Raw genomic sequence first — 26,638 nt, 5'->3', positions numbered from 1 at the left:
GATGACCGCAGGCACCCTCGCCCATCGCCCGCTTTTGGGCTGCATCGCCGACGATTTCACCGGCGCCACCGACCTCGCCAACACGCTGGTGCGCAATGGCATGCGCACCGTGCAGACCATCGGCCTGCCCGACGTGGGCGCCGTGCAGGACATTGGCGAAGCCGATGCGCTGGTGGTGGCGCTCAAGTCCCGCACCATCCCGGTCGTCGAGGCCGTGGCCCAGTCGCTGGCCGCGCTGCAATGGCTGCGCGCGCAGGGCTGCCGCCAGTTTGTCTTCAAGTACTGCTCCACCTTCGACTCGACCGACGCCGGCAATATCGGCCCGGTGGCCGAGGCGCTGCTGGCGGCGCTGGACAGCGATTTCACCATCGCCTGCCCGGCCTTTCCCGAGAACGGCCGCACCATCTTCCGCGGCCACCTGTTCGTGGGCGACGTGCTGCTCAATGAATCGGGCATGGAGCACCATCCGCTGACGCCGATGACCGATGCCAGCCTGGTGCGCGTGCTGCAGCGCCAGAGCAAGAACAAGGTCGGGCTGCTGCGCTACGACGCGGTGGCACGCGGCGCGCAGGCCTCGGCCGAGCGCATTGCCGCGCTGCGCAGCGACGGCGTGCGGCTGGCGATTGCCGACGCGGTGTCCGACGCGGACCTGTTTACGCTGGGCGAGGCCTGCGCCAACCTGCCGCTGATTACCGGCGGCTCCGGCATCGCGCTGGGACTGCCCGGGAATTTCCGCCGTGCCGGCCTGCTGCCGCAGCGCGGTGACGCCGCTTCGGTGCCTGCCATCGACGGCCCGGGCGTGGTGCTGGCCGGCAGCGCCTCGCGCGCGACCAATGGCCAGGTGGCACGCTGGCTGGAACAAGGCCGCCCGGCGCTGCGCATCGACCCGCTCGCGCTGGCGCGCGGCGAAGCCGTGGCCGACGCGGCGCTGGCCTTTGCCGCCGGCCATGACGAACCGGTGCTGATCTACGCGACCTCCAGCCCCGACGAAGTCAAGGCCGTGCAGGCCGAACTGGGCGTTGAGCGCGCAGGACACCTGGTCGAACAGTGCCTGGCCACGGTTGCCGCCGGGCTGCTGGCGCGCGGCACGCGCCGCTTCGTCGTGGCCGGCGGCGAGACCTCCGGCGCGGTGGTGCAGGCGCTGGGCGTGCGCGCCTTGCGTATCGGCGCGCAGATTGCACCGGGCGTGCCGGCCACCGTCACGCTGGATGCAAAGCCGCTGGCACTGGCGCTCAAGTCGGGCAACTTCGGCGGCCCGGACTTCTTTGACGAGGCGCTGCGCCAGCTTGGAGGCCAGTCATGAGTACCGAAAACCAGCTGCGCGAAGAGATCTGCCGCATCGGCGCCAGCCTGTACCAGCGCGGCTACACCGTGGGCTCGGCGGGCAATATCAGCGCGCGGCTGGAAGACGGCTGGCTGATCACGCCGACCGATGCCTGCCTGGGCAGGATGGACCCCGCCGCGGTCGCCAAGGTGGCCACCGATGGCAGCTGGGTGTCGGGCGACAAGCCGTCCAAGACGCTGACGCTGCATCGCGCGATCTACGACAACAACCCCGGGGCGCACGCCGTGGTGCATACGCACTCGACCCACCTCGTGGCCCTGACGCTGGCCGGTGTCTGGCAACCGGACGACGTACTGCCGCCGCTCACGCCGTACTACGTGATGAAGGTCGGCCATATCCCGCTGATTCCCTACCATCGCCCCGGCGATCCGGCCGTGGCCGCGCGCGTGGCCACGCTGGCCGCGCAGGTGCGCGGCGTGCTGCTGGAGCGCCTTGGCCCGGTGGTGTGGGAATCCAGCGTCTCGCGTGCCGCGTTCGCGCTGGAAGAACTGGAGGAGACCGCCAAGCTATGGATGACGATGAAAGACACGCCGGGCTTCGCCGCCCGCGCGGCGCTGCCCGACGGCGCACTGGCTGAGTTGCGCGACGCCTTCCAGGCGCGCTGGTAACACCGCCACCCGGCATTTCCCGATAAACGACGGCTTCACCCGGCGCGGTTGCCTAGCGGCCACCGTGCGGGGGACGCGCATGCCTGCATTCCGCGCGCCGCCGCATTAGACCCACCACCATACCCGGAGACCACCGTGAATCCAAACCAACCGGCGGCGAGCGTGCCTGCCTATGACAGCCTGGGCGGCAACGCCCGGCTGGACACCGAAGCCCAGATCGAAAAGCGCGCCTACAGCAAGGTGTTCTGGCGCGTCATGCCGTTCCTGATGCTGTGCTACGTGGTCGCCTACCTCGACCGTGTCAACGTCGGCTTCGCCAAGCTGCAGATGGGCCAGGACCTGGCCTTCTCCGAAACCGTGTTCGGCCTCGGCGCCGGCCTGTTCTTTATCGGCTACTTCCTGTTCGAGGTGCCCAGCAACCTGCTGATGCACCGCATCGGCGCGCGCATCTGGATCGCGCGCATCATGATCACCTGGGGCATCATCTCGGCGCTGTTCCTGTTCGTGAAGACGCCGACCCAGTTCTACACGATGCGCTTCCTGCTCGGCCTAGCCGAAGCGGGCTTCTACCCCGGCGTGATCCTGTACCTGACCTACTGGTTCCCGGCCAACCGCCGCGGCAAGATGATCGCGCTGTTCATGTCGGGCATCCCCATTGCAGGCATGTTCGGCAACCCGCTGTCGGGCTGGATCATGGATGCGTTCAACGGCGTGCACGATTTGCGCGGCTGGCAATGGATGTTCCTGATCGAGGCGCTGCCCGCGTTCGTGATCGGCGTGGTGACGATCTTCGTGCTGCGCGACGGCATTGACAAGGCACCGTGGCTCGACGCCGATGAAAAGCGCGTGCTCAAGCGCAATATCGAGGAAGACCAGCGCAACGCCCTTAACGCCGCCACCACCGCCGGCAAGTCCCACGGCCACTCGCTGGGCGCGGTGTTCTCCGACCGCCGCGTGTGGTGGATGTGCCTGATCTACTTCTGCTTCGTCACCGGCCAGTACGCGCTGACCTTCTGGATGCCCACGCTGGTCAAGGCCAGCGGCGTGACCGGCAACCTGAACATCGGCCTGCTGTCGGCGATCCCGTTTATCTGCGCCGTGGTCGTGATGAACATCCTGGGCCACAGCGCCGACGCCCGCCGCGAGCGCCGCTGGCACCTGATCGTGCCGGCGCTGATGGGTGCCTTGGGCTTTGCCATTGCTGCCTCGTTCACCAACAATACAACCGTGGCCATCGCCGCACTGTCGCTGGCCGCTGCCGGAGTGCTGACCTGCGCGCCTCTGTTCTGGTCGCTGCCGACCTCGTTCCTGTCGGGCATTGCCGCCGCTTCTGGTATTGCCGTGGTGAATTCGGTCGGCAACCTGGCCGGTTTCGTGTCGCCGTACATGGTCGGCGCGCTGAAGGACATGACGCACAGTACGCAGCTGCCCATGTACGTGCTGTCCGCGATCCTGGTCGTCGGCGCCGTGCTGGTGTGGCTGACGCCCGCTAAACTGGTCAACCGCTGATCCTGGCCGGCCCGCTTTCGACGTAGCGTTGAGCGGGCCGGTTCCGTACTACCGCTTTGGAGTTCCGAATGCCGCGCTTCGCCGCAAACCTCTCGATGATGTACAACGAGCACGCTTTCCTGGACCGCTTTGCCGCTGCCGCGGCGGACGGCTTCCGGGCGGTGGAGTACCTGTTCCCGTACGAGCACGCCGCCACCGAGCTGCGCGCGCGCCTGGACGCGAACGGTCTCACCCAGGCGCTGTTCAACGCCCCGCCGGGCGACTGGGCAGCCGGTGAGCGCGGCCTGGCTGCGCTGCCGGGGCGCGAGGCGGAGTTCCGCGACGCCGTCGGCCGCGCATTGGAATACGCCGGCGTGATCGGCAATGACCGCGTGCACGTGATGGCGGGGCTGGTACCGGCCAACGCCGACCGCGCCCGCCACCGCGCCGCCTACCTGGAGAACGTGGCCTTCGCCGCCAAGGCCGCTGCCGCACAGGGCATCACCATCGTGCTCGAACCGATCAACACGCGCGACATGCCAGGCTACTTCCTGAACCGCCAGGACGATGCGCAGGCGATCTGCAAGGAGATCGGCGCGGCCAACCTGAAGGTGCAGTTCGACTGCTATCACTGCCAGATCGTTGAGGGCGATATCGCGATGAAACTGAAGCGCGACATGCCCGGCATTGGCCATATCCAGATCGCCGGCGTGCCCGAGCGCCATGAACCGGACCTGGGCGAACTGAACTACCCCTATCTGTTCGAGGTCATCGACGGGCTCGGCTACGAAGGCTGGATCGGCTGCGAATATCGCCCCCGCGCCGGCACTTCCGAAGGCCTGGGCTGGCTCAAGCCTTACCTCGGCCGCTGATCCTTCGCGCAAACCCAAAGAACAAATCCTTCCTGCCATGAACGTACTGATTACCGGCGGCGCCGGCTTCCTTGGCCTGCAACTCGCCCGCCTGCTGCTGCAACGCGGCACCCTGAACCTGGACGGCCAGCCCGTCGCCATCGACCGCCTGACGCTGCTGGACGTGGTAGCGCCGCAAGGCCTGGACGATGCGCGTGTGCGTGTGGTCACTGGCGACCTGTCCGACCCGGCCGTGCTGCGCCAGGCCATCGACAAGGACACCGGCGCCGTGTTCCACCTGGCGGCCGTGGTCAGCGGCCAGGCCGAGGCGGATTTCGATCTCGGCATGCGCGTCAACCTCGACGCCTCGCGCGCGCTGCTGGAAACCTGCCGTGAGCTGGGCCACCAGCCACGCGTGCTGTTCACCAGCTCGGTCGCGGTCTACGGCGGCCAGCTGCCGCCGGTGGTGCAGGACGACACCGCGCTGAGCCCGCAATCGTCGTACGGCGTGCAGAAGGCCATCGGCGAGCTGCTGCTGTCGGACTACAGCCGCCGCGGCTTTGTCGACGGCCGCGTGCTGCGGCTGCCCACCATCAGCGTGCGCCCGGGCAAGCCCAATGCGGCGGCTTCGTCGTTCGCCAGCGGCATCATCCGTGAGCCGCTGTCGGGTGTCAGCGCCAATTGCCCGGTGGCACCGGACACGCCGCTGTGGCTGCTGTCGCCGCGCGCCGCCGTGGCGGCACTGGTCAATGGCATCGAACTGGCCGGCGAACGGCTGGGCAACCGCCGCGTGGTGAACCTGCCGGGCCTGTCGGTCACGGCTGCCGGCATGGTCGACGCCCTGCGCCGCGTGGCGGGCGATGCCGTGGCGGACCGCGTGACGTGGGAGCGCGAAGCGCGCGTGGAGAACATCGTCGGAACCTGGCCGGCGGCGTGGAATGCGGAGCGTGCGCAGTCGCTGGGGTTCCAGAGCGATGCGAGCTTCGATGAGGTGATTCGGGCTTATATGGAGGATGCCGGGCTGAGCAAGTAAAGCCAGGCCGGCTTCCTTCGCGACATGCCGGCATCTCCCGCGGGCCGGCCCCCTTTCCCGTGCGCGGGAGAGGGGATCGGGTCAAGCAGAGGCGAAGACGTCAGTTCCAGATGGGATCCTCTTTCTGCTGCTGTGCCTTGGACTTCGATGTCCAGTACGCACCGATCTGACGTTCGGTGACGTAACCCGACTTCTTGACATCGATCTTGTCAAAGTGCTTGTAGACTACCGGCGCGCCTGCCTGGGCTTCTTCGCGGCTTAGCTTCCCGTCGTGGTTGGTATCGGCAGTCTTGAAACGCTCGGAGATTTTTGCCTTGGCTTCGGCGGTAGTCGATGGCGCTGGCGGAATCTGGGTGGATTCCGCGCTTTGCGGGGCTGTTGATTCCGGTTTCTGCTGGGCGCTCGCCGCCGTAAAAGCGAGCACCATCACTGTCAAGCCGACTGCAGGCAGTTTACGCATGGTCATTGCCGTCTCCTCATGGTTTGTGATTCGACATTGCCTTCCTAAAGACTGCTTCGGCAACGAAGATCCTCTTTGAGCACTGGCTCACACCGATTCTAGGCAAGCGATCCCTACTTACCAATATCTTTGTGTTACAGGTCGCGACAGCTGATGCAGGACACCGGCAGTAATTCTTGCTGCACCTGGAATCCAGCGGAGCGCTACGGGCAAGGCGGGCGGCGTCATTCGGTGACGCCTTGCCTCACACCGCCGGCTTCACCACCTCATACCCTTCAATCGTCTCCCTTACCTGCCCCGGGATCGCCGCCGATTTCTGCGTGACCGGGTCCGCGCACACATAGACGATCTCACCGGTGATCAGGTGCTCGTCACCGCGGAACATCTCCACCCGGAACAGCATGCTCGAGCGCCCCAGGCGCGACATGCGGCCGCGGATCTCCAGCTCGTCGTCAAAGCGCGCCGAGGCGTGGTATTCCAGCGTGGACTTGACCACGAAGATGTCCACGCCATGCGCGTGCAGCACGTCTTCCGGATAGCGGATGCCCAGCGCGCGCCAGTACTCGGTCACGCAGATATCGCAATACGTCAGGTAGTGCGCGTTGAAGACGATCGACTGCGGATCGACTTCGGCCCAGCGCACGCGCAGCGGGATGCTGTGGCGAAAATCCTCTTTGGCCATCGGCCTGGTCTCCTTGTTTGTCGTGGCTTGTCAAAGCACCAGGCCGCCGGCCCGCCGGACAGGGCCGGCGGGCGTGGCGGCCCGGATCGATGATGGTGGCGGCAGGCTGATCGCCGTTATTGCGCCTTGGCCAGCCCCAGCTTCTCGATGATCGCCTTTTCCTTCTTGACGGTCTCGGCCGCAAACTGCGCGTATTGCTGGCTGTTCATGTAGTACGGCTCCATGTCGAACTTGGCCAGCGATTCGCGGTAGTTGGGCATGTCCATGGCCTTCTTGAAGGCGTCATGCAGCTTCTGCACGATCTTCGGGTCGGTGCCCTTGGGCGCGACCAGGCCGAACGGCGAGGTCTGCACGATGCCGATGCCCAGTTCCTTCAGCGTCGGCACGTTGGGGAAGCGCGCCGAGCGCTTCTCGCCCCAGGTCGACAGCAGGCGCAGCTTGCCCTGCTCCACATACGGTGCCCACGCCGGCGTGTCGGCCACCGACATCACGTGGCCGCCCAGCAGTGCCTGCATCGACTCGGAATTGCCCTTGTAGGGGATGTGCGAGAACTGCACGCCCTGCTTCATGGCCAGCTCTTCCATGGTCAGGTGCAGCGTGGTCATGGAGCCCGGCGAACCGTAGGTCAGCTTGCCCGGATTGGCCTTGGCGTAGGCGATGTATTCCTGCATCGTCTTGATCGGCGAGTCGGCCGGCACCACCAGGCCGAACGAATAGCCGGCGAGGTTGATGATGTAGCTCAGGTCCTTGACCGGGTCCCAGTTGATCTTGGTGGTGTACGGCAGGCGGTAGACCGGCATGGCAACCTGGGCCAGCGTGTAGCCGTCCGGCGCGGTGGTCTGCATCATCTGCGCGGGCAGCACGCCGCCCGCGCCGGGCTTGTTCTCGACGATCACGGGCTGGCCCAGGATCTTGGAGGCGTTGTCGGCCAGCACGCGGAACGGGATATCCGTGGAGCCGCCGGCGGTGTAGCCGATCACCAGGCGGATCGGGCGCTGCGGGAACTTGTCGGCCTGTGCCTGGGCGGGCATGGCGGCAAAACCCAGTGCCGCGGTGGCGGCGGCGATGCCCGCGCGGGCGATGAAGTGGCGGCGTTGCATTTGACTATGTCTCCTTGTGCTGCAAGTCACTGCTGAAAATGGAGGGCCGGGGCCGGTGCGGCCCTGACCGTGGCTGCTGGTCTAGTTGTGCGGTGTGCCGAACGCGGCGCGCAGCGCGGCAACGGCGTCGGCATGTGCCTGCGCCACCGCCGGCACGAACCGGCCCAGCTTGAAGAAATCATGGATCATGCCGGGGTAGTCCGCCAGCGTGGCGGCGACGCCCGCGGCGCGCAGCTTCTCTGCGTAGGCCACGCCCTCGTCGTGCAGCGGGTCGTAGCCGGCCACGGCGATCCAGGCCGGGCATGTGCCGCGCACCTCGGCGCCGGTGCCGCCGCCGTCCAGCGGGGCGAAACGCCAGTCGTCGCGGCTGGCTTCCTGGTCCAGGTACTGGGCAAAGAACCAGCGGATCATGTCCGCCGTCAGCAGGTAGCCATCGGCCAGCGCGCGGTGCGACGGCGTGTCCTGGCGCGCACAGGTGCCGGGATAGATCAGCAGCTGCAGCACGGGCGCCAGGCCCGTATTGCGGGCCTCCACGGCACACGCCGCGGCCAGCGTGCCGCCGGCGCTGTCGCCTCCCAGTGCGATGCGCGCCGGGTCGGCTCCCAGCCGGTCGCCTTCGGCAAAGACCCAGTGCAGCACGTCAAAGGCGTCGTTGGCCGCCGTCGGGAAGCGCCATTGCGGCCCGAGCCGGTAGTCCACCGACAGCACCATGCAGTCCGCCTGGCCACACAGCAGCCGGCACAGCGGATCGTGCGAATTGACGCTGCCGACCGTGAAGCCGCCGCCGTGGAAATACACCAGCAAGGGCAGCGGTTCAGTCCAGCTGGCCTCGCGCGGGGTGTACAGCCTGACCGGAATGGCGTGGCCGTCGCGCGCCGGCACCAGCAGGTCTTCCGCCATATGCACAGGCGGCGGGTTGATATCGAGGATCGGCGCGCTTTTCTCGTAGGCGATCTTGGCGTCCTCCGGCGCCATCGCGTGGATCGGCGGCCGCTTGGCGCGCGCGATCAGCTCCAGCAGCGCGGCCACCTGCGGGTCGAGCGGGCTGGACGGCAGGCCGGGCGTGGCGGGCGCATCAGGGCTGGAAGACGGTACGGCGGACATAGGGAATGACGCGGATCCGGACCCGGCGCCGGCGGCGCGCAGAAGCTCTGGCGCGTCGCCCGCATCGGGAGAAGTTCGAATTGTGAACGATCGTTCGATTTTAGTATGATGCCAGATGTTCCAGGTGCCCGGCAGTACGAGATAACCCCGAAAAGTCGCTGTCAGCCTGCCACGCGGCAAGTTTTTGCGCGATGATCGGCTGAAGCGATCCCGAGGGCTCCGGAAACGCAGTAGTGCAGGTCCATTGAAACCCAAGACAGCGGGCCTGGCGAGCATCCGCTCCAGGCCCGTGCAAAAGACAATTTGGCGGCAGATCCCGGCAGGAGACAAGCAAACATGGCGTTTATCTACTATCTGACCCACATCCACCTGGATTTCGGCGCGGTAAGCTTGCTCAAGTCCGAATGCGAGCGCATCGGCATCCGCCGCCCGTTGCTGGTGACCGACAAGGGCGTGGTCGCCGCGGGAGTGGCGCAGCGTGCCATCGATGCGATGCAGGGCCTGCAGGTTGCGGTATTCGATGAAACCCCGTCGAACCCGACCGAGGCCATGGTGCGCAAGGCCGCCGCGCAGTACCGAGAGGCCGGCTGCGACGGGCTGGTGGCGGTGGGCGGCGGCTCGTCGATCGACCTGGCCAAGGGCATCGCGATCCTGGCCACGCATGAGGGCGAGCTGACCACCTATGCCACCATCGAAGGCGGCAGCGCCAGGATCGCCGACAAGGCGGCGCCGCTGATCGCGGTGCCCACCACCTCCGGCACCGGCAGCGAGGTGGCGCGCGGCGCCATCATCATCCTGGACGACGGCCGCAAGCTGGGCTTCCATTCCTGGCACCTGCTGCCCAAGTCCGCCGTCTGCGACCCGGAACTGACGCTGGGGCTGCCCGCCGGACTGACCGCGGCCACCGGCATGGATGCGATCGCGCACTGCATCGAGACCTTTTTGGCCCCCGCCTTCAACCCGCCCGCGGACGGCATTGCGCTGGACGGCCTGGAGCGCGGCTGGGGCCACATCGAGCGCGCCACCCGCGATGGCCAGGACCGCGACGCGCGCCTGAACATGATGAGCGCATCGATGCAGGGCGCAATGGCCTTCCAGAAGGGGCTGGGCTGCGTGCATTCGCTGTCGCACCCGCTGGGCGGGCTGAAGATCGACGGCCGCACGGGCCTGCACCATGGCACCCTCAATGCGGTAGTTATGCCCGCGGTGCTGCGCTTCAATGCCGACGCGCCCACGGTGGTGCGCGACGACCGCTATGCACGCCTGCGCCGCGCCATGCACCTGCCCGACGGCGCCGATATCGCGCAGGCCGTGCACGACATGACCGCGCGCCTGGGCCTGCCCACCGGGCTGCGCCAGATGGGCGTCACCGAGGACATGTTCGACAAGGTGATTGCCGGTGCGCTGGTCGACCACTGCCACAAGACCAACCCGAAAGAAGCCAGCGCAGCGGATTATCGGCGTATGCTTGAGCAGTCCATGTAGCACACCATGTAGCACACAGCAGCTTCCCGCCGGTCAGACCGACCAAGCGGCTGTCCGGCGGCCCTCCCCTCCACAGCGCAGGAGACAACATGAGCGGCGAGCATTTGCAGGTAGTCCATGGCGATATCACCCGGATGGAAGTCGATGCCATCGTCAACGCGGCCAATAGCGGCCTGTTGGGCGGCGGCGGCGTAGACGGGGCCATCCACGGGGCCGGCGGCTCCGCCATCAAGGAGGCCTGCCGCGCGATCCGCGACGCGCAGGGCGGCTGCCCCACCGGCGAGGCGGTGATCACCACCGGCGGCCGCCTGCCGGCGCCATACGTGATCCACGCGGTCGGGCCGGTCTGGCAAGGCGGCGACCAGGGCGAGGACGAACTGCTCGCCAACGCCTACCGCAACAGCATCCGGCTGGCAGCGCAGCACCACCTGCGCAGGCTGGCCTTTCCCAATATCAGTACCGGCATCTACGCCTTCCCGCGCGAGCGCGCGGCGGATATCGCCATCGCCGCGGTGCGCGAGGCGCTGGCCGCGGCGCCGGAGATCGAGCAGGTCACCTTCGTCTGCTTCGACGACGAGAACTACCGCCTGTACCGCGAGCGGCTGCCCTGAGACAAGCCGCGGTGCATGCCCCGCGGCTTGCACCGCCTGCGTCAGAACTTGTGGCGCAGGCCCACACGCAACACCGCCTGGCTGTCATCTGCCGACGGACGCACGCCGTTGATCGCGACCACCGCGCGCTTGCCGGTGGAATCGATCCCCGATGCCTTCTGGTAGATCGCCATCGCGTAGACATCGGTGCGCCTGGACAGGTTGTAGTCCGCCCCCAGCACGAACTGCCGGTAGCTGGCGTCGTTGATGCCACTGCCCCTGGCATAGTCCGCGGCCACGCCCATCAGCAAGGCCGGTGTCACCTGGTACTTGAAGCTGGCTTCCACGTTGTTGAAGGTTGCGGTGCCGTGATAGCCGAACGGATTCGGGCCGGACGACAGGTCTCCCAGGTCCTTGAAGCGCGTGTTGGAATACGTGGTCCCGACCGTAGCCGCACCGAAGCTGTACGCCGCGCCCGCGGCAAAGACTTCCTGCGAGCGAGCCGACGCGTAGCCCGACTGCACCGGCGAGCCGATATTGGTCAGCGTGTTCAACGGTGCCGATCCCGTGGTATTGGCCGTGACGCCGGTGCCGTAGAACGAGGTATTGGGTTCCTGACGTTCAGGTAGCCCATGCCGAGCAGCAACGGTCCGCTGCCATAGCCCGCCCCCAGCGACCAGATCTGGTTGCGCGCCGGGCTGCCCGCCACGCCGCCCAGGCTGTAGACCCCGCCAAAACTCAGGCCGCCGTAGTTCTGGCTGCGGAGCTTGATGGCGTTGTTGACCCGGGCGGAGTTGTTCAGGTTGTCGATATCGCCGGTGTGGGCATTGTAGAAGCCGCCCCATTGCGCGCCGACGTTGAGCGGGCCGACAAAGTCCACCACCGAGTCGTACTGGCGGCCCATGGTCACCTTGCCATGGTCGCCGGACAGCCCGACATAGGCCTGGCGCCCGAAGACCAGGCCACCCTGCCCCAGCTTGCCGCTGCCGGCATCGAAGCCGTTTTCCAGCACGAACAGCGCCTTCATGCCGCCGCCCAGGTCCTCGCTGCCGCGCAGGCCGAAGCGGCTGGCCTAGATCACGCCGCTGGCCAGGCTGAACTGGTGATGGCCGCCCGCATTGTTGTTGTAGGTCAGGCCTTCATCGACGACGCCATAGAGGGTCACGCTGCCCTGTGCGCAAGCCATCTGCGCGAATCCGCCGATTAATGCAAAACCTGCAAGCTGCTTTTTCATTCCTCAGTCTCCGTCTGTAAGTTTGCTGCTGGACTGCCAAATCCCGGCGCTGGCAAATACCGCTGCCAGCCGCCGGTGCTCCCGGAACTGCCTTCAAAGAACCACTGCAACAACACTTGTGGGGGGAATCCGGCCACGTTTTCACTGGCGATGGGCGTGACAAAGCCGCTCACGCTGTGAGCACGGCTTTGCGCCGTTGGCGCAAAGCCGAAAATCTACCTCATGGAAAAGTCAGAACCAAGAACCGCCCCGCCCTTTGAAAATGACGGGGCTCAGGCAGGAAAGCGCGTCAGGTCATCCCGCCCGGTAGTCGCCGCGCCTTAGCCATCGAAATGAATCCAGGGCCGGCGCAACCGGTCCGCGCCCTGGAACGCGTCGATGCTTGACGCCAGCTTCAGCGTCAGCGCGATCGGGTCCAGCCCTTCCAGCAGCATCTGCCGCTGCTCGCTGCCGAGCGTGAAGCCATACCGCGCGCCCGCTGGCGACACCACTTCCAGCTCCTGGAAGTCGACCGTCACCTGCCGCGTGGCCGGCGCTGCGGCGCAGTCATCGGCCAGCGCCTGCACCGTTTCCATCGGCAGCACCACCGGCAGCAGGCCGTTGCGCACGCAGTTGTTGTGTAAGATAGCACCGAAGCCGGGCGCGACGATGGCGCGGATGCCGAACTCCTTCAGCGCCCACATCGCATGCTCGCGCGAGGAGCCGCAGCCGATATTGCTTCCGGCCAGCAGGATCGACGTCCCCGTGTACGCCGGCTGGTTCAGCACGAACAAGGGATCGGGGCTGCGGTCCGTCCCCGCCAGGTAGCGCCAGCCGGCGAACAGGCCCTCGGCCAGCCCGTGTTTGGAGACGCGCTTCATTTCCCGCGACCGGATGATGGCGTCGGTGTCGAGGCATATCGCGCTGGCATAGGCGCCAACCACGGCGCTGGCGCCAGCCTCGTTCATCTTCTCGACTTCGGCTGCGACTAGGCATCGCCTAGCACTGCTTCCAGCCTGGCGCCGCCCAGCGACTTGATGCCGCCGGCGGCGTGACGAAGGTCCCCTGCCCCGGCCGCCGATAAATCAGCCCTTCCTTGCAGCTCGGCCAGCGCCCGCCGCACGGTCACGCGCGCCACCCGGTACTGCTCCATCAGCCCGAATTCGGGCGGCAGGCCGCATACGACGTAAATGCGGTGATAACGCGGCATCGGTGAACTCTGGTTTCCCATGAATGGCAGTCGTTATCCTTCAAGTCCATAAAATCAAGTTCACATTTCCGAAAGCGCAGCCGTCCATACATCGAAATTTCCCAAAAGAAATATCGGTATTATTGTTACCTCAATAGGATATTAAATAGGACACCGAGAGATTTTCCCGAATGCAAGGCGTTGAATGGAAGGCAGTCTTTAATAACAACGCGCATCCGGTGGGCTGATTATTTAGTAAATGCTTAACGCGCTCGCCAATGCCTTATGGCGCGGCCGCTGCTTTCCCTTCGACCAATCAATACCATTGGCATCAATTAGATATCACTAAGAGACCAGTACGAGCCAATTTCGGCAAACTCGCTGGAGCATGACTGGTTCGCCGGAAGAGGAGATGGAATGGATGTGAGGAAACGACGGGCAATGTACCTGGCCGCCTTGGCCGCGTCGTCCGCCGAATGCGACGCGTCTGCCATGGGCGACGTCGCGATGGCAATGGAAAAGGAAGAAGGCAAGACCAGCCCCCGGGGGCTGGTCTTGCCCGGATCAGGACACAGGCAGCGCGCTGCGGATCAGCAGGTTGACCCGCTCCGGCTGCTCGTGGATCACCCAGTGGGTGCCCTCGGGGATGCGCTCCACGCGCAGGTCCGGCACGAAGTCACCCAGCCCGTCCACCAGTGATTTCGGCAGCGCGCGGTCGCGCTCGCCCCAGATCACCAGCGTGGGCACCCTGACCTCAAAAGCGGCCGGATCCAGGCGCGAGATGTCGGGCGGCGGCTCGCCCTCGCCCGGCGGGTGCATGGGCGAGGCGCGGTAGAAATTGACGCCGCCGGTGAGCGGATGGACGCTGGCATCCTGGCCTTCGCCCGGCTGGGACCATGCCGCGTGGTACCTGGCGCGCGTCTCGGGCGTGTACCAGGCCGCCGGCTTGCCGTCGGCATCGGCCAGCATCCGGTCCAGCAACGCGAAGTCGTTGGCGGCCAGTGCCTTTTCCGCGCCCGGCTTGCGCAGCCAGTTCATGTAGGCGGAAGCGGCCTGCTGCTCGGGATCGGTGGCCAGCGCGCGCGCAAACAGGTACGGGTGCGGCGAGTTGACAATGATGAGCTGGCGCACCAGCCGCGGGAACTGGATTGCCAGGTTCCAGCAGATCGCACCGCCCCAGTCGTGCGCCACCACCACGGCCTGGTCATAGCCCAGCGCGCTGACCAGCTGCACCAGGTCTTCGACGATATGGCGCGGCCGGTAGGCCTCGACCTCGGCGGGCTTGCTCGACAGGTTGTAGCCGCGCAAGTCCGGCGCCACTGCAAAATGCGTGCGCCCGAACTCGGCCAGCTGGGCCTCCCATTCGAACCAGAATTCAGGAAAGCCGTGCACGAACAGCATCAGCGGCTTGCCGCGCTCGCCCGCGCTGGCGTAGTGCAGGCGGGTGCCGTTGGGCAGCGTGGCGTACTGCAGGTGGCGGATCACGGCGGCGGGGGCAGCCATGTTGTTCTCCATATGTGGCCCTCCTCGTTGTGGCGTTGTGCTGGCGGCTGGTCAGCCGCGCAACGCGGCAACGAGGCCCGCGCGGACCTCGGGCTTGTCGGCAAACGGATCGCCGGGATTGCGCTGCCCGACGATATCCTCGAAGCGCTGGCGCACGGGGGCGAGCGCCTGGGGGTGGGAATAAATATAGAAGCTTTCGTCGCGGATGGCATCGAAGGTCAGCTGCGCGACCTCGGCGGCGGTCACCTTGCCGGAGCCGACGGCCTTGTCCGACAAGGCCTGCGACACCAGCTGCGAGCGCGTCGGCGGCGCCTGGTTGGCCAGGTCGGCGGGCCGGTTGCGCTGGGACTGGTTGATGCCGGTGGGCACGAAGTACGGGCACAGCACCGAGCAGCGCACCTGCTCCGTCACCAGGCCCAGGTCCTGGTACAGGGTTTCAGTCAACGCCACCACCGCGTGCTTGGACACGTTGTACACGCCCATTGCCGGCGGGTTCAGCAAGCCCGCCATCGACGCCGTGTTGACGATATGGCCCTGGTAGGCCGGATCCTTCCCTGCCGCGGCCAGCATCAGCGGCGTGAAGATGCGCACGCCGTGCACCACGCCGTACAGGTTGACGCCCAGCACCCACTCCCAGTCCTTCTCGGAGTTCTCCCAGATCAGGCCGCCCGCGCCCACGCCAGCGTTATTGAACAGCAGGTTGACCTGGCCGAAGGCCTCGATGGCAGCATCGGCCAGCGCCTGCACCTGATCGGCACGCGAGACGTCCGTGCGCAGCCCGATCACTGGCACATTGCGTGCCTTGAATTCCGCTACGGTCGCGTCCAGCGCGTCTTCCTGCACATCCGCCAGCACCAGCTTCATGCCGAGGTCGGCGGCAATGTGGGCAAACTCCTTACCGAAACCCGAGGCACCGCCGGTAATGACAGCCACCTTGTTGGAGAAATCCTTCATATCGTCTGTCCTGTTGCGTGATTCGTTTGGGAAACGGCGGGCCGTGTGCCGTGCACGCGCTCAGGCGGCGCGCTGCACCTGGTAGCCCTGCCGCGGGAAATGCACATTGAGCGCACCGGCGCGCGGGTCCTGGCGGCGCAGCGTGACGCGGCGCGCGGTCAGCGACAGCAGCACGCCGGCCACCGGGTCGCGCGCATAGTCGGTGGGCGTGACGGTGACAGGGTCGCCGGCCTGCAGCCCGGCATCGGCGATGACACCCTCATCCAGCACGACCGGATCGGCACTGCGCGCGGCGGCGATCGCGTCCTCGCTGTCGATCACGCGCGGCCGCCCATGGCCGAAGGTGTTCATGCGCGCATACCAGGCCTGCAGGCGCGGGTAAGCCTCCAGCAGCTGCGCCAGCGCGCCGGCGCGGCGGATAAACCAGAGGTTGTGGTACAGCGAGAAGTCGGCGACCGACAGCGCCGGCCCGGCCACATGCTCGATCCCGGCCGCGAACTGCATTTCCAGTTGCCCGAACGTTTCATGCAGCAGCGCGGTGGCTTCGGGCAACGGCATGCGCAGCGCATTGGTGTCGCCGCGCATGGCCTTGCGGTCGGCGCTAAAGGCCTGGACCTGCGCCGGCGACAGGTGGCCCAGCATGCTGGCAACGCCGGCTGGCTGGAACACATAGGTCACCGACGCCGTGAACAGCGCCGCATCGAACCAGGCTGCCGCGACCCGCGCCGCCGCGGCCTGGGCCGGCGGATACAGCGCCGGCGTGGGCGCCAGCGCGTCCAGCACCTCGCAGATCAGCGCGGTATCGCAGTAGATGTCGGCACCGACCTGCATCACCGGCGTGCGGCGGTAGCCGCCGGTCAGCGCCAGCAGGTCAGGCTTGGGCAGGATGGCGGGGATTTCCACCGCCTGCCACGCCAGTCCCTTGGCGCCCAGCAGCAGGCGCACCTTCTCGGAGAATGGCGAAGTTGCGTACTGGTGAAGAATGATGTCGGCCATGCGGTCCACCTCCATGTTTGCCAGCGGGTCGGCTAGTGTGTGCCGTGCAGATTCAGTCCAGCAGGTCCGGCTGTTCCTTGACGATGCGGGCATAGAGCGGCTGGAACTGGAACCAGCCCGCCTGCGCCGTGCCGACGATCGAATAGGCCTGGCGCGCGGCCGCATCGGAGATCAGCTTCAGCGGTGCCTGGGTGCGCGCCGCGGCGGCTTCGGCCAGCAACTGGACCTGGCAGGAGCGCTCCATGGTGATGAACCACCAGGCGGCTTCGTCCACGGTCTTGCCGACCGTCAGCAGGCCATGGTTCTGCAGGATGGCGGCCTTGTTCTGGCCCAGCGCATTGGCGATGCGCTGGCCCTCGTCGAGTTCCACCACCACGCCGCCGAAATCGTCATAGACCGCATGGTCCTGGTAGAACGCGCACACGTCCTGCGTCAGCGGATCGAGCGGGCGGCCCAGCGTGGACCACGCGCGGCCATAAGTGCTGTGCGAATGCGCTGCCGCGACCGCGTCGGAGCGGGTCTGGTGCACGCGCGAATGGATGGCGAAGGCCGCGGCATTGACCGGGTAGTCACCCTCGACCACGTCGCCGTGGTGGTCGCAGCGGATCAGGTTGGAGACCTTGACCTGGCTGAAATGCACGCCGAAGGGATTGACCCAGAAGGTATCGGGAAACTCCGGGTCGCGCGCGGTGATATGGCCAGCCACGCCTTCATCGAAACCGAATTTGGAAAACAGCCGGAAGGCCGCGGCCAGCCGCTGCTTGCGGTGCAGGCGCTCTTCGGCGGCGGTGGCGAACTGCGGCGGGCGCGGCAGGTTGCGGTAGCGGGCCTTGACCTCTTCGGGCAGGCCGGCGCCGATCTCGTCGTCGCTCTGGATTTGCGGGGCTTGCGGGGCTTGCGGGGCATTCATCGGTGTCTCCGTTTATTTGGTGAAATCCGTTGCCCGCGGCGCGCCCGGCAGGCGCGCCGCGGCCCTGCAGGCGCCGGTCAGATCAGCTTGACCAGCTGCTTGCCGAAGTTCTTGCCCTTGAGCAGGCCGATAAAGGCTTCCGGCGCGCTGGCCAGGCCTTCGGCAATGCTCTCGCGGAACTTGAGCTTGCCCTGTGCCACGGCGGTGCCCAGTTCCTTCAGCGCCTGCGGCCAGACTTCCATGTGCTCGGAGACGATAAAGCCTTCGATGGTCAGGCGCGACACCAGGATCAGCTGCGGGTTCTTCAGCGGCAGCGGCTGGCCGTCATAGCCCGCGATCATGCCGCACATGGCGATGCGGCCGAAGGCGTTCATGCGCGTCAGCACGGCGTCCAGGATATCGCCGCCGACATTCTCGAAATAGCCGTCGATGCCGTCCGGGGTGGCTTCCTTGAGCATCGTGTAGAGCTCCTTGGGATCCTTGGCCGCCTTGTAGTCGATGCAGGCATCGAAGCCCAGCTCATTGACCACGTAGTCGCACTTGTCCTTGCCGCCGGCAAAGCCGACCGCGCGGCAGCCGGCCAGCTTGGCCAGTTGCCCGACCACGCTGCCCACCGCCCCGGAGGCAGCGCTGACTGCGATGGTCTTGCCAGGCTTGGGCAGGATGATCTTGTTCAGGCCGTACCAGGCGGTCACGCCCGGCATGCCGACCGAGCCCAGGTAGGCCGACAGCGGGATATGCGTGGTGTCGACCGGCTGCAGGCCGGTGCCGTCGCTGACACCCATTTCCTGCCAGCCGAACATGCCGACCACCTTGTCGCCCGGCTTGAACTTGCTGTTCTTGCTTTCCACCACTTCGCCCACGGTGCCGCCGATCATGACCTCATTGAGCGGCTGCGGCGCGGCATAGGACTTGCTGTCGTTCATGCGGCCGCGCATGTACGGGTCCAGCGACAGGTAGTGGTTGCGCACCAGCACCTGGCCGTCGGCGATCTGCGGCACGGGCACTTCTTCCAGGCGGAAATTGGCCGGCGTCACCGCGCCTTCGGGACGCGAGGCCAGGACGATGCGCTTGAACGTTTTGGACATGGTCGATTCCTTTCAGTAGGAATATGGAACGGCTTGAATACTGCGTCGGGAGGGACAGCCGCGCTGCCCCGTCTGCTGCATCGGTGCCGGCGCTCAGCCGTCGGCACCGGTATCGGCTTCACCCGGGCGCTGCGGCGGCATGCGCCGGATGTACTTGAAGGTGCCCGAGCCGCGCGCCACGGTCTTGCCGTCGGCGTCGACGATCTCGCCTTCGCAGAACACCATGGTGGTGGTGCGGTGCACGGTGGTGCCGCGCGCGGTCAGCGCGCCGCGCCCCGGCGCCATGAAGCTGGTCTTCATCTCGATGGTGACCACGCCCCGGCCATCCGCGTCGCTGCTGCGGCCGGCCACCGCCATGGCCACGTCGAGCAGCGTCATGATCACGCCGCCGTGGGCCATGTCCCAGCTGTTCTGGTGGCGCTTCTCGATCGGCAGCGCGATCTCGCTGCGGCCGCCTTCGGCGAGGTTGCAGGTCACGCCGAGGTCGGCGAGGAAGGGGATGTGGGTCAGGGGGCCTTTGAACTGGTTCATGGCAATTGTGAGTCCGGAAATTGGGTGCCAGCGAGGCCGAGGCCTCGCGCCGGCCCCAAGTTTGAGGGCAATCCGGGATTCCGCCAAGCCGCGCCGTGCGTCATGTCCGGAATGCCCCCGGCCCGGCTCAGACCGCGCTGACGCCGCCGTCCACCGCCAGGATCTGGCCGGTGATGTGCTTGCCGGCGTCGCTGGCAAACAGCAGCGCCGCGCCCTTCAGGTCCTCGTCGTCGCCCAGGCGGTGCAGCGGCACGCCGGCGCACATCGCCTCAACGCCCAGGCGCTCGAGCGAGCCCTTGGTCATCTTCGACGGGAAGAAGCCCGGCGCGAGTGCATTGACGGTGATGTTGTGCTCGCCCCACTCGGCCGCCAGCGTGCGCGTGAAGTTGACCACCGCACCCTTGGAGGTGTTGTAGGCAATGGTCTCCATGCTGCCCGGCGGGTTGCCGGCCAGGCCCGCGATCGACGCCACGTTGATGATGCGGCCATAGCGGCGCGGGATCATCGACAGCTTGCCGATGCGCTGGCTCAGCAGGAACAGGCCGCGGATGTTCAGGTTCATCACCTTGTCCCAGGCCTCGACCGGGTGGTCTTCGGCGGGTGCGCCCCAGGTGGCGCCGGCGTTGTTGACCAGGATATCGACGTGGCCGAGCTTTGCGATGGCTTCATCGGCCAGGCGCGCGATCTCCGACTCCTGCGAGCCGTCGGCGGCGATCCAGTCGGCCTCGATGCCGAGCGACTTCAGGTGCGCCTGCGCCGCCTGCAGCTCGTCGGCCTTGCGCGCCGACAGCACCACGCGCGCGCCCTGCTCGCCGAGCGCCTCGGCAATCTGCAGGCCAAGCCCGCGCGAGCCGCCGGTGATCAGCGCGGTCTTGCCCTTCAGGTCAAACAGTTGCTGGATGGTACGCATATTGTCTTCCTTCGTTCTGTAGTGTTCGGGGATGGGCGGGCGCTGCTCAGAACCACGCGTCCTGCATGTCGAGCGTGGTGCGGTCGAGCGATTCAAGCAGCGCCAGCTGCGGGCCGACCTTGGGCAGCTCCCAGCGGAAGAAGTAGGCCGCCGCGGCCAGCTTGCCGCGGTAGAAGTCCTCGTCTTCCTTGCCGTTCGCGCGCGGCAGCGCGGCTTGCGCCAGCAGTGCCTGTTCCAGCCAGATCCACGCCACCACCACGTGCCCGAAAGCCTCCAGGTAGACCGAGGCATTGGCCAGCGTCACGTTGGGGTCGCCCGCGCTCCACAGCGCCTGCGTGACCTCGGCCAGGCGTTTGGTGGCGGCGCCAAGGGCGCCTGCCTGCTGCGACAGCTCGGCATCGCCGGCGGCCAGCGCGCGGCCGATGGTGTCCTGCACGCGCTCGCCCAGCAGCTTGAAGGCCGCGCCATCCTTCATCACCACCTTGCGGCCCAGCAGGTCCAGGCCCTGGATGCCGTGCGTGCCTTCGTGGATCGGGTTCAGGCGGTTGTCGCGGTAGAACTGCTCGACGTTGTACTCGCGCGTGTAGCCGTAGCCGCCGTGCACCTGGATCGCCAGGTTGTTGGCCTCCAGGCACCATTGCGACGGCCAGCTCTTGGCGATCGGGGTCAGGATGTCGAGCAGCAGCGCCAGGCGCGCATGCGCGGCTTCGTCGCCGGCGGCCGCCGCGGCCTCTTCCTCGTCGACCAGGCGCGCGCAATAGAGGTTCAGCGCCAGGCCGCCTTCGACATAGCTCTTCTGCGCCAGCAGCATGCGGCGGATATCGGCGTGCTCGACCAGCTTGACCTGCGGGCTGGCCGCATCCTTGCCGCCGGGACCGATCGCGCGGCCCTGCGGGCGGTTGCGCGCGTAGTCGAGCGCGTGCAGATAGCCGGTATAGCCCAGCATCACCGCGCCCAGGCCCACGCCGATGCGCGCCTCGTTCATCATGTGGAACATGCAGGCCAGGCCCTTGTGCGGCTCGCCCACCAGGTAGCCGATCGCGCCGGCCTTGCCGCCTGGCCGGTACTTCATGCCTTCGCCGAAGTTGAGCAGGCAGTTGGTGGTGCCGCGGTAGCCCATCTTGTGGTTCAGGCCGGCCAGCACCACGTCGTTGTGCTCGCCCAGCGAGCCGTCTTCGTTGACCAGGTACTTGGGCACGATGAAGAGCGAGATGCCCTTCACGCCCGGGATCAGCTTGCCGTCCGGGCCGGGGATCTTGGCCAGCACCAGGTGGACGATATTGTCCGACAGCTCGTGCTCGCCGGCGGAGATCCACATCTTGTTGCCGCGCAGCCGGTATTGCGCGCCCAGCGGCGATTCGCCCTCGTTCTCGGCGCGCGTGGTGATGTCCGACAGCGACGAGCCCGCCTGCGGCTCGGACAGGCACATGGTGCCGAAGAAGCGCCCTTCCATCTCCGGCTTGACGAAGGTCTCGATTTGCGCCGGCGTGCCGTGCGTCAGCAGCAGGTTGGCGTTGCCGATGGTCAGGAACGGGTAGGAGCTGGTGCCGACGTTGGCACCCTTGAAGTAGGCGAAGCCGGCCTTCTCGACCACCACCGGCAGCTGCATGCCGCCAAGTTCATAGTCCTGGCCGGCGGCCATCAGTCCGGCCTCGCAGAAGGCCTTCAGCGCGGTGCTGACCTCGGGGATGATGCTGACGGTCTCGCCATCGAAATGCGGCTCTTGCTGGTCGTTCTTCTTGTTGTGCGGCGCGAACAGGTCGGTGGCGATCTTCTCGCAGGTGTCCAGCGCGGCATCGAAGGTCTCGCGCGAGTGGTCGGCATAGCGCGGGATGCGCGTGAGCTCGTCGACCTTGAGCCATTCGTACAGCACGAAATTCAGGTCGCGGCGGGAAAGGATCATCGACATGGTGTCTCCATGCGGCGCACTGCGTGGCGCGCCGTGAATTCTTGTTGCCTTCTTTTGCGAACCGCCCGGGCTTTGAATCGCACCGCATGGGTGCTCCCGCTCCCGCTTGCGGGAGAGGGTTGGGGTGAGGGCCGGACGGTACTACGAAGTACAGGCCGGCGGTATGCCACCGCCTGCCCTCACCCCCTGCCCCTCTCCCGCAAGCGGGAGAGGGGAGCAAACCGGCAGCGTGCCGGCCTTGCCGGCAATTACAGGACTTCGAACAGCCCCGCCGCGCCCTGGCCACCGCCGATGCACATGGTCACCACCACGTACTTCACACCGCGGCGCTTGCCTTCGATCAGCGCATGGCCGACCAGGCGCGCGCCCGACACACCGTAGGGGTGGCCCACGGCGATGGCGCCGCCGTTGACGTTCAGGCGGTCCATCGGGATGCCCAGCGTATCGGCGCAGTACAGCACCTGCACGGCGAAGGCTTCGTTCAACTCCCACAGGCCGATGTCGTCGACCTTCAGGCCGGCCTTCTTCAGCAGCTTGGGCACGGCAAAGACGGGACCGATGCCCATCTCGTCCGGCTCGCAACCCGCGACGGCGAAGCCGCGGAACACGCCCAGCGGCTGCAGGCCGCGGGCCTCGGCCACGCGCGCATTCATCACCACCGCTGCCGAAGCGCCGTCCGAGAACTGCGAGGCATTGCCGGCGGTGATCACGCCACCCGGCACGGCGCTGCGGATCTTGGCCACGCCTTCCAGCGTGGTATCGGCGCGGATGCCTTCGTCGGCGGAGATGGTGACTTCCTTCGTCACCAGCTGGCCGGTCGACTTGTCGGCCACGCCCGCCAGCACCGTCATCGGCACGATCTCGTCCTTGAACTTGCCGGCTTCCTGCCCGGCGGCGGCGCGTTGCTGGCTGCGCACGCCGTACTCGTCCTGGCGCTCCTTCGAGATGTTGTAGCGCTTGGCCACGTTCTCGGCGGTCTGCAGCATGTTCCAGTAGATTTCCGGCTTGTTCTTCAGCAGCCAGCTTTCCTGGACCATATGGCGGTTCATTTCCTGCTGCACGCACGAGATGCTTTCCACGCCGCCGGCGACGAAGATGTCGCCCTCATCGGCGATCACGCGCTGCGCGGCCATGGCGATGGTCTGCAGGCCGGACGAGCAGAAGCGGTTGACGGTGGCACCGGGCACGGTGACCGGGCAGCCGGCGCGCAGTGCGATCTGGCGCGCGATGTTGGCGCCGGTGGCACCTTCCGGGTTGGCGCAGCCCATCAGCACGTCTTCCACTTCGGCGGCCTCGATCTTGGCGCGGGCAATGGCGTGCTGGACGGCATGGCCACCCAGCGTGGCGCCGTGGGTCATGTTGAAGGCGCCCTTCCAGCTCTTGGCCAGCGGGGTCCGCGCGGTGGATACGATGACTGCTTCGTTCATGTCTTGCTCCTCGGAATCTCTTGTGTCGTTCAGTTCGGTGGTTCGGTTCAGCCCTGGCCCTTGAGCAGTTCAGCGGACGTGACGCGCGCAACGCCGGCGGCGCCGAGGTCCTGCCATGCTTTGGCCAGCGACCCTTCCAGGTCGATGGCGCGGCAGGCATCCTCGATCACCGCGGCCGCGAAGCCCGCGGCGCGCGCATCGAGCGCGCTCCAGGCCACGCAGTAGTCCGTCGCCAGCCCGGCGCAGAACACGCGCTTGACGCCATGCTCGCGCAGGTAGCCGGCCAGCCCGGTGCGCGTGGTGCGGTCCGCCTCCAGGAAGGCGGAGTAGCTGTCCACATCGGCGTGATGGCCCTTGCGGATCACCAGCCGCGCATGCGGCACGTGCAGGCCCGCATGCAGCGCGGCGCCCGGCGTGTCCTGCACGCAGTGCACCGGCCACAGCACCTGCTCGCCATACGGCAGCGTCAGCGTCTGGAACGGCTGCGTGCCCGCATGGTTGGCCGCGAACGAGACGTGGCTGACGGGATGCCAGTCCTGCGTCAGCACCACGTGCCCGAACGCGCGCGCCAGCCGGTTGATGACGGGCACCACTTCATCGCCGTGGGGCACGGCAAGCGCGCCGCCCGGCATGAAGTCGTTCTGCACGTCGATCACCAGCAGGCAATCGTCCGGTCCGATGGTGGTGTTCATCTCAGCTCCAGGCTGAACCGTGTGGCGGTATTAACCGTTGAAGCCCTTGCCTTCGTCCGCCAGCTTCTGCAGCAGCGGCGCGACCTGCCAGGCTTCACCGTGGTAGCCCTTGGCGTAGCGCTTCATCGACAGCGCCACGTTGTACAGGCCGACCTGGTCCGCGTACAGCATCGGGCCGCCGCGGAACAGCGGGAAGCCGTAGCCGGTCAGGTACACCATGTCGATATCCGAGGCCTTGGAAGCAATGCCTTCTTCCAGGATCTTGGCGCCTTCGTTGACCAGCGCGAACACCAGGCGCTCGACGATCTCTTCGTCAGAGATCTTGCGGCGCGTGATACCCAGGTCCTTCGAATGCTGCACGATCATGTCGTTGACCTGCTGGTTCGGGTACGGCTTGCGGTCGCCCGCCTTGTAGTCGTACCAGCCCGCACCGGTCTTCTGGCCGAAGCGGCCCATCTCGCACAGCAGGTCGGCGGTCTTCGAATACTGGATGTCCGGCTTGTCCACCGCGCGGCGCTTGCGGATGGCCCAGCCGATGTCGTTGCCGGCCAGGTCGCCCATGCGGAACGGGCCCATGGCAAAGCCGAACTTCTCGATGGCCTTGTCGACCTGTTCCGGCAGCGCGCCTTCGTCCAGCAGGTAGCCGGCCTGGCGGCTGTACTGCTCGATCATGCGGTTGCCGATAAAGCCGTCGCACACGCCCGACACCACCGCGGTCTTCTTGATCTTCTTGCCGATCTGCATGACCGTGGCCAGCACGTCCTTGCCGGTCTTCTCGCCGCGCACCACTTCCAGCAGCTTCATCACGTTGGCCGGGCTGAAGAAGTGCATGCCGACCACGTCCTGCGGACGCTTGGTGAACGAGGCGATCTTGTTGACGTCCAGCGTGGAGGTGTTCGAGGCCAGGATCGCGCCTTGCTTGGCGACTTCATCCAGCTTCTTGAACACGGTCTCCTTGACGCCCATTTCCTCGAACACGGCCTCGATGATCAGGTCGGCGTCCTTGAGGTCGTCATAGGACAGCGTGGTGCTCAGCAGGCCCATGCGCTGCTCGACCTTCTCTTGCGTGAGCTTGCCCTTCTTGGCGCTGTTCTCGTAGTTCTTGCGGATCGTGGCCACGCCACGGTCCAGCGCTTCCTGCTTGGTTTCCAGCATGGTGACCGGGATGCCCGCGTTCAGGAAGTTCATGCTGATGCCGCCACCCATGGTGCCGGCGCCGATCACGGCAACCTTCTCGATCTTGCGAGTCGGCGTGCCTTCGGGCACGTCGGGGATCTTGCTGGCGGCACGCTCGCCAAAGAAGGCGTGGCGCAGCGCGCGCGATTCCGGCGTGGTCACCAGGAACAGGAAGCCCTCGCGCTCTTCCTTGAGACCTTGCTCGAACGGCTTGAGCGAGCCGGCCACCGCTTCCAGGCACTTCAGCGGCGCCGGGAAGTTCTTGGCCATCGCGGCCACGGTGTTGCGGGCAAAGCCCAGGTAGCCTTCGGGGTTCTCGTGGCGCACCTTCAGGTCGCGCACCTTGGGGTGCGGGCCGGTGGCGGCGCCGACGTTCTGCGCGAACTTGACCGCCGCGGGCAGCACGTCACCGTCGACGATCTCGTCGAACAGCTTGGTGCCGGCGAACTTCTCGGACAGCACCGGGGTGCCCGACACGATCATGTTGGCCGCGGCCTCCAGGCCGATCACGCGCGGCAGGCGCTGCGTGCCGCCGGCGCCGGGCAGCAGGCCCAGCTTCACTTCCGGCAGCGCGATCTGGGCGCCCTTGGACGCCACGCGGTAGTTGCAGCCCAGCGCCAGTTCCAGGCCGCCACCCATGGCGACCGAGTGCACGGCGGCCACCACCGGCTTGGACGAGCCTTCCAGCACGCGGATCACCGAGTGCAGCGTCGGCTCCTGCATGGCCTTGGGCGTATTGAATTCACGGATGTCGGCGCCGCCCGAGAAAGCCTTGCCAGCGCCGGTGATGACGATGGCCTTGACGGCGGCATCGTCCAGCGCACGGGTCATGCCTTCGACGATGCCAAGCCGGGTGCTGTGACCCAGGCCGTTGACAGGGGGATTGTCGAGCGTGATGACGGCTACGCCGTCCTGAACCTGATACTGCGCTGTCATGCTGGTTCCTTTGGTGTCAAAAATTGTCTCGGGATTCGAATTCTCGAATGCATTTTTTACTGCACGGCGCGGCCAGCGGCGGCCGGCGACTGCTGCGGGAGGTGACCGTCATGGGCGGGTAAACCCTCCGCCCGACCTGCCGCTTTCCCGCGTCCCGCAACGCCTTCCGGCGCTTGGGCGAAACAAGCATACACAAAATAGCACGGTCGTTCAATTTCAATTTTCGGACTTTTCCGGCGACATGCGCGGCGCGAATGCCGCCCCTGATCGCGATGCATGGCGGGAACGCTAAACCCAACGCCAAATCGCCCTGCCATGCCGGATAGAGCACTTGCCGAGTGCGACTGAGTGCCACCTCTAAACCAGTATCGGACTTTATTTGACCGACACGGACAAATCGCGCGGGCCGACACGGTAGACTCGCGGCTTTTCGTTTTTTGCCGCCCGGGTTCCACAAG

24 protein-coding genes and 1 pseudogene are annotated in these 26,638 nt (G+C 66.6%); 7 read left to right on the top strand and 18 right to left on the bottom strand.

Features of this window, described 5'->3' with window-relative positions; translation table 11 throughout:
- The first annotated feature begins 1 nt into the window (after position 1).
- The 5 genes from otnK (at position 2) to denD (ending at position 5,325) form a co-directional block, all read left to right on the top strand.
- The gene (gene otnK / locus AC07UK_RS21550) at positions 2–1,303 is read left to right on the top strand and encodes a 3-oxo-tetronate kinase (RefSeq protein WP_494686258.1); all 1,302 of its coding nucleotides are present in this window, start codon (positions 2–4) and stop codon (positions 1,301–1,303) included.
- The gene (otnC, locus tag AC07UK_RS21545) at positions 1,300–1,953 is read left to right on the top strand and encodes a 3-oxo-tetronate 4-phosphate decarboxylase (protein ID WP_436221563.1); all 654 of its coding nucleotides are present in this window, start codon (positions 1,300–1,302) and stop codon (positions 1,951–1,953) included. The genes otnK and otnC overlap by 4 nt, the downstream gene beginning before the upstream one ends.
- 135 nt (positions 1,954–2,088) lie before the next feature.
- The gene (locus AC07UK_RS21540; RefSeq protein WP_494686259.1) at positions 2,089–3,462 is read left to right on the top strand and encodes an MFS transporter; all 1,374 of its coding nucleotides are present in this window, start codon (positions 2,089–2,091) and stop codon (positions 3,460–3,462) included.
- A gap of 68 nt (positions 3,463–3,530) precedes the next feature.
- Positions 3,531–4,313 carry a 2-oxo-tetronate isomerase gene (otnI, locus tag AC07UK_RS21535; RefSeq protein ID WP_436221562.1) on the top strand — a complete coding sequence of 261 codons (783 nt, stop codon included), beginning with the start codon at positions 3,531–3,533 and terminating at the stop codon, positions 4,311–4,313.
- Between the two features lie 37 nt (positions 4,314–4,350).
- A complete protein-coding gene (gene denD, locus AC07UK_RS21530) occupies positions 4,351–5,325 on the top strand; it encodes a D-erythronate dehydrogenase (protein WP_436221561.1) in 975 nt (324 codons plus the stop codon).
- A 100-nt stretch (positions 5,326–5,425) separates the two neighbouring features.
- Here the strand turns inward: denD and AC07UK_RS21525 are convergent, their stop codons facing one another.
- The 4 genes from AC07UK_RS21525 to AC07UK_RS21510 all read right to left on the bottom strand — a co-directional run bounded on the left by AC07UK_RS21525 (position 5,426) and on the right by AC07UK_RS21510 (position 8,671).
- Complete coding sequence (locus tag AC07UK_RS21525; RefSeq protein WP_436221560.1) at positions 5,426–5,791, bottom strand: EF-hand domain-containing protein; 366 nt, start codon at positions 5,789–5,791, stop codon at positions 5,426–5,428.
- Positions 5,792–6,029: 238 nt separating this feature from the next.
- On the bottom strand, positions 6,030–6,467 hold the full coding sequence (locus tag AC07UK_RS21520) for a YbgC/FadM family acyl-CoA thioesterase (RefSeq protein ID WP_436221559.1): 438 nt from the start codon (positions 6,465–6,467) through the stop codon (positions 6,030–6,032).
- A 116-nt stretch (positions 6,468–6,583) separates the two neighbouring features.
- On the bottom strand, positions 6,584–7,567 hold the full coding sequence (locus AC07UK_RS21515) for a tripartite tricarboxylate transporter substrate binding protein (protein WP_436221558.1): 984 nt from the start codon (positions 7,565–7,567) through the stop codon (positions 6,584–6,586).
- Between the two features lie 81 nt (positions 7,568–7,648).
- Positions 7,649–8,671, bottom strand: coding sequence for an alpha/beta hydrolase (locus AC07UK_RS21510; protein WP_494686260.1), 1,023 nt, complete (start codon positions 8,669–8,671; stop codon positions 7,649–7,651).
- A gap of 336 nt (positions 8,672–9,007) precedes the next feature.
- Here AC07UK_RS21510 and gbd point away from each other — a divergent pair, with 336 nt between their 5' ends.
- Together gbd and AC07UK_RS21500 are read left to right on the top strand one after the other, a co-directional pair.
- The gene (gene gbd, locus AC07UK_RS21505) at positions 9,008–10,156 is read left to right on the top strand and encodes a 4-hydroxybutyrate dehydrogenase (RefSeq protein ID WP_494686261.1); all 1,149 of its coding nucleotides are present in this window, start codon (positions 9,008–9,010) and stop codon (positions 10,154–10,156) included.
- Positions 10,157–10,245: 89 nt separating this feature from the next.
- The gene (locus tag AC07UK_RS21500; RefSeq protein WP_494686262.1) at positions 10,246–10,767 is read left to right on the top strand and encodes an O-acetyl-ADP-ribose deacetylase; all 522 of its coding nucleotides are present in this window, start codon (positions 10,246–10,248) and stop codon (positions 10,765–10,767) included.
- A gap of 41 nt (positions 10,768–10,808) precedes the next feature.
- On the opposite strand, the pseudogene AC07UK_RS21495 reads toward AC07UK_RS21500, so the two are convergent.
- The 14 genes and pseudogenes from AC07UK_RS21495 to AC07UK_RS21430 all read right to left on the bottom strand — a co-directional run bounded on the left by AC07UK_RS21495 (position 10,809) and on the right by AC07UK_RS21430 (position 26,180).
- Positions 10,809–11,980 (bottom strand): annotated as a pseudogene (locus tag AC07UK_RS21495) (porin).
- A 320-nt stretch (positions 11,981–12,300) separates the two neighbouring features.
- Positions 12,301–12,927, bottom strand: coding sequence for a 3-isopropylmalate dehydratase small subunit (gene leuD, locus AC07UK_RS21490; protein WP_436221551.1), 627 nt, complete (start codon positions 12,925–12,927; stop codon positions 12,301–12,303).
- A gap of 20 nt (positions 12,928–12,947) precedes the next feature.
- Positions 12,948–13,169, bottom strand: coding sequence for a hypothetical protein (locus AC07UK_RS21485; protein ID WP_494686263.1), 222 nt, complete (start codon positions 13,167–13,169; stop codon positions 12,948–12,950).
- A 543-nt stretch (positions 13,170–13,712) separates the two neighbouring features.
- Positions 13,713–14,663, bottom strand: coding sequence for an alpha/beta fold hydrolase (locus AC07UK_RS21480; protein WP_436221549.1), 951 nt, complete (start codon positions 14,661–14,663; stop codon positions 13,713–13,715).
- 39 nt (positions 14,664–14,702) lie between these two features.
- Positions 14,703–15,605, bottom strand: a complete 903-nt coding sequence (locus AC07UK_RS21475; protein WP_436221548.1) for an SDR family oxidoreductase — start codon at positions 15,603–15,605, stop codon at positions 14,703–14,705.
- 60 nt (positions 15,606–15,665) lie between these two features.
- Entirely contained in the window at positions 15,666–16,601 is a 936-nt protein-coding gene (locus tag AC07UK_RS21470; protein WP_436221547.1) for a glutathione S-transferase family protein, read from the bottom strand.
- A 52-nt stretch (positions 16,602–16,653) separates the two neighbouring features.
- Positions 16,654–17,511, bottom strand: a complete 858-nt coding sequence (locus AC07UK_RS21465) for a class II aldolase/adducin family protein (protein WP_494686264.1) — start codon at positions 17,509–17,511, stop codon at positions 16,654–16,656.
- Positions 17,512–17,588: 77 nt separating this feature from the next.
- Complete coding sequence (locus AC07UK_RS21460; RefSeq protein WP_494686265.1) at positions 17,589–18,599, bottom strand: NADP-dependent oxidoreductase; 1,011 nt, start codon at positions 18,597–18,599, stop codon at positions 17,589–17,591.
- Positions 18,600–18,692: 93 nt separating this feature from the next.
- The gene (locus AC07UK_RS21455; RefSeq protein WP_436221544.1) at positions 18,693–19,130 is read right to left on the bottom strand and encodes a PaaI family thioesterase; all 438 of its coding nucleotides are present in this window, start codon (positions 19,128–19,130) and stop codon (positions 18,693–18,695) included.
- A 127-nt stretch (positions 19,131–19,257) separates the two neighbouring features.
- Positions 19,258–20,040, bottom strand: a complete 783-nt coding sequence (locus AC07UK_RS21450; protein WP_114130399.1) for an SDR family oxidoreductase — start codon at positions 20,038–20,040, stop codon at positions 19,258–19,260.
- A 46-nt stretch (positions 20,041–20,086) separates the two neighbouring features.
- Positions 20,087–21,949, bottom strand: coding sequence for an acyl-CoA dehydrogenase (locus tag AC07UK_RS21445; RefSeq protein WP_494686266.1), 1,863 nt, complete (start codon positions 21,947–21,949; stop codon positions 20,087–20,089).
- A gap of 248 nt (positions 21,950–22,197) precedes the next feature.
- Entirely contained in the window at positions 22,198–23,376 is a 1,179-nt protein-coding gene (locus AC07UK_RS21440) for an acetyl-CoA C-acyltransferase (RefSeq protein ID WP_035820248.1), read from the bottom strand.
- Positions 23,377–23,423: 47 nt separating this feature from the next.
- On the bottom strand, positions 23,424–24,068 hold the full coding sequence (gene pncA, locus AC07UK_RS21435; RefSeq protein WP_436221542.1) for a bifunctional nicotinamidase/pyrazinamidase: 645 nt from the start codon (positions 24,066–24,068) through the stop codon (positions 23,424–23,426).
- A 30-nt stretch (positions 24,069–24,098) separates the two neighbouring features.
- Positions 24,099–26,180, bottom strand: a complete 2,082-nt coding sequence (locus AC07UK_RS21430) for a 3-hydroxyacyl-CoA dehydrogenase NAD-binding domain-containing protein (protein ID WP_494686267.1) — start codon at positions 26,178–26,180, stop codon at positions 24,099–24,101.
- Between the last annotated feature and the right edge of the window lie 458 nt (positions 26,181–26,638).

It is taken from the genome of Cupriavidus sp. GW821-FHT07C08, from assembly GCF_059419025.1.
Note: the sequence above shows the minus strand (reverse complement) of the source record. Positions and strands in the feature narration are given on the sequence as shown.

Bases quoted from the DNA above. Each gene is read 5' to 3' on its own strand.
- AC07UK_RS21515 (WP_436221558.1), bottom strand. From the start codon at position 7,567: ATGCAACGCCGCCACTTCATCGCCCGCGCGGGCATCGCCGCCGCCACC.
- AC07UK_RS21485 (WP_494686263.1), bottom strand. From the start codon at position 13,169: ATGCCGCGTTATCACCGCATTTACGTCGTATGCGGCCTGCCGCCCGAA.
- AC07UK_RS21465 (WP_494686264.1), bottom strand. From the start codon at position 17,511: ATGAATGCCCCGCAAGCCCCGCAAGCCCCGCAAATCCAGAGCGACGAC.
- AC07UK_RS21450 (WP_114130399.1), bottom strand. From the start codon at position 20,040: ATGCGTACCATCCAGCAACTGTTTGACCTGAAGGGCAAGACCGCGCTG.
- AC07UK_RS21460 (WP_494686265.1), bottom strand. From the start codon at position 18,599: ATGTCCAAAACGTTCAAGCGCATCGTCCTGGCCTCGCGTCCCGAAGGC.
- gbd (WP_494686261.1), top strand. From the start codon at position 9,008: ATGGCGTTTATCTACTATCTGACCCACATCCACCTGGATTTCGGCGCG.
- AC07UK_RS21470 (WP_436221547.1), bottom strand. From the start codon at position 16,601: ATGGCCGACATCATTCTTCACCAGTACGCAACTTCGCCATTCTCCGAG.
- otnC (WP_436221563.1), top strand. From the start codon at position 1,300: ATGAGTACCGAAAACCAGCTGCGCGAAGAGATCTGCCGCATCGGCGCC.
- AC07UK_RS21510 (WP_494686260.1), bottom strand. From the start codon at position 8,671: ATGTCCGCCGTACCGTCTTCCAGCCCTGATGCGCCCGCCACGCCCGGC.
- otnK (WP_494686258.1), top strand. From the start codon at position 2: ATGACCGCAGGCACCCTCGCCCATCGCCCGCTTTTGGGCTGCATCGCC.
- AC07UK_RS21455 (WP_436221544.1), bottom strand. From the start codon at position 19,130: ATGAACCAGTTCAAAGGCCCCCTGACCCACATCCCCTTCCTCGCCGAC.
- leuD (WP_436221551.1), bottom strand. From the start codon at position 12,927: ATGAACGAGGCTGGCGCCAGCGCCGTGGTTGGCGCCTATGCCAGCGCG.
- AC07UK_RS21475 (WP_436221548.1), bottom strand. From the start codon at position 15,605: ATGAAGGATTTCTCCAACAAGGTGGCTGTCATTACCGGCGGTGCCTCG.
- otnI (WP_436221562.1), top strand. From the start codon at position 3,531: ATGCCGCGCTTCGCCGCAAACCTCTCGATGATGTACAACGAGCACGCT.
- pncA (WP_436221542.1), bottom strand. From the start codon at position 24,068: ATGAACACCACCATCGGACCGGACGATTGCCTGCTGGTGATCGACGTG.
- AC07UK_RS21440 (WP_035820248.1), bottom strand. From the start codon at position 23,376: ATGAACGAAGCAGTCATCGTATCCACCGCGCGGACCCCGCTGGCCAAG.
- AC07UK_RS21445 (WP_494686266.1), bottom strand. From the start codon at position 21,949: ATGTCGATGATCCTTTCCCGCCGCGACCTGAATTTCGTGCTGTACGAA.
- AC07UK_RS21520 (WP_436221559.1), bottom strand. From the start codon at position 6,467: ATGGCCAAAGAGGATTTTCGCCACAGCATCCCGCTGCGCGTGCGCTGG.
- AC07UK_RS21430 (WP_494686267.1), bottom strand. From the start codon at position 26,180: ATGACAGCGCAGTATCAGGTTCAGGACGGCGTAGCCGTCATCACGCTC.
- AC07UK_RS21480 (WP_436221549.1), bottom strand. From the start codon at position 14,663: ATGGAGAACAACATGGCTGCCCCCGCCGCCGTGATCCGCCACCTGCAG.
- AC07UK_RS21500 (WP_494686262.1), top strand. From the start codon at position 10,246: ATGAGCGGCGAGCATTTGCAGGTAGTCCATGGCGATATCACCCGGATG.
- AC07UK_RS21525 (WP_436221560.1), bottom strand. From the start codon at position 5,791: ATGACCATGCGTAAACTGCCTGCAGTCGGCTTGACAGTGATGGTGCTC.
- denD (WP_436221561.1), top strand. From the start codon at position 4,351: ATGAACGTACTGATTACCGGCGGCGCCGGCTTCCTTGGCCTGCAACTC.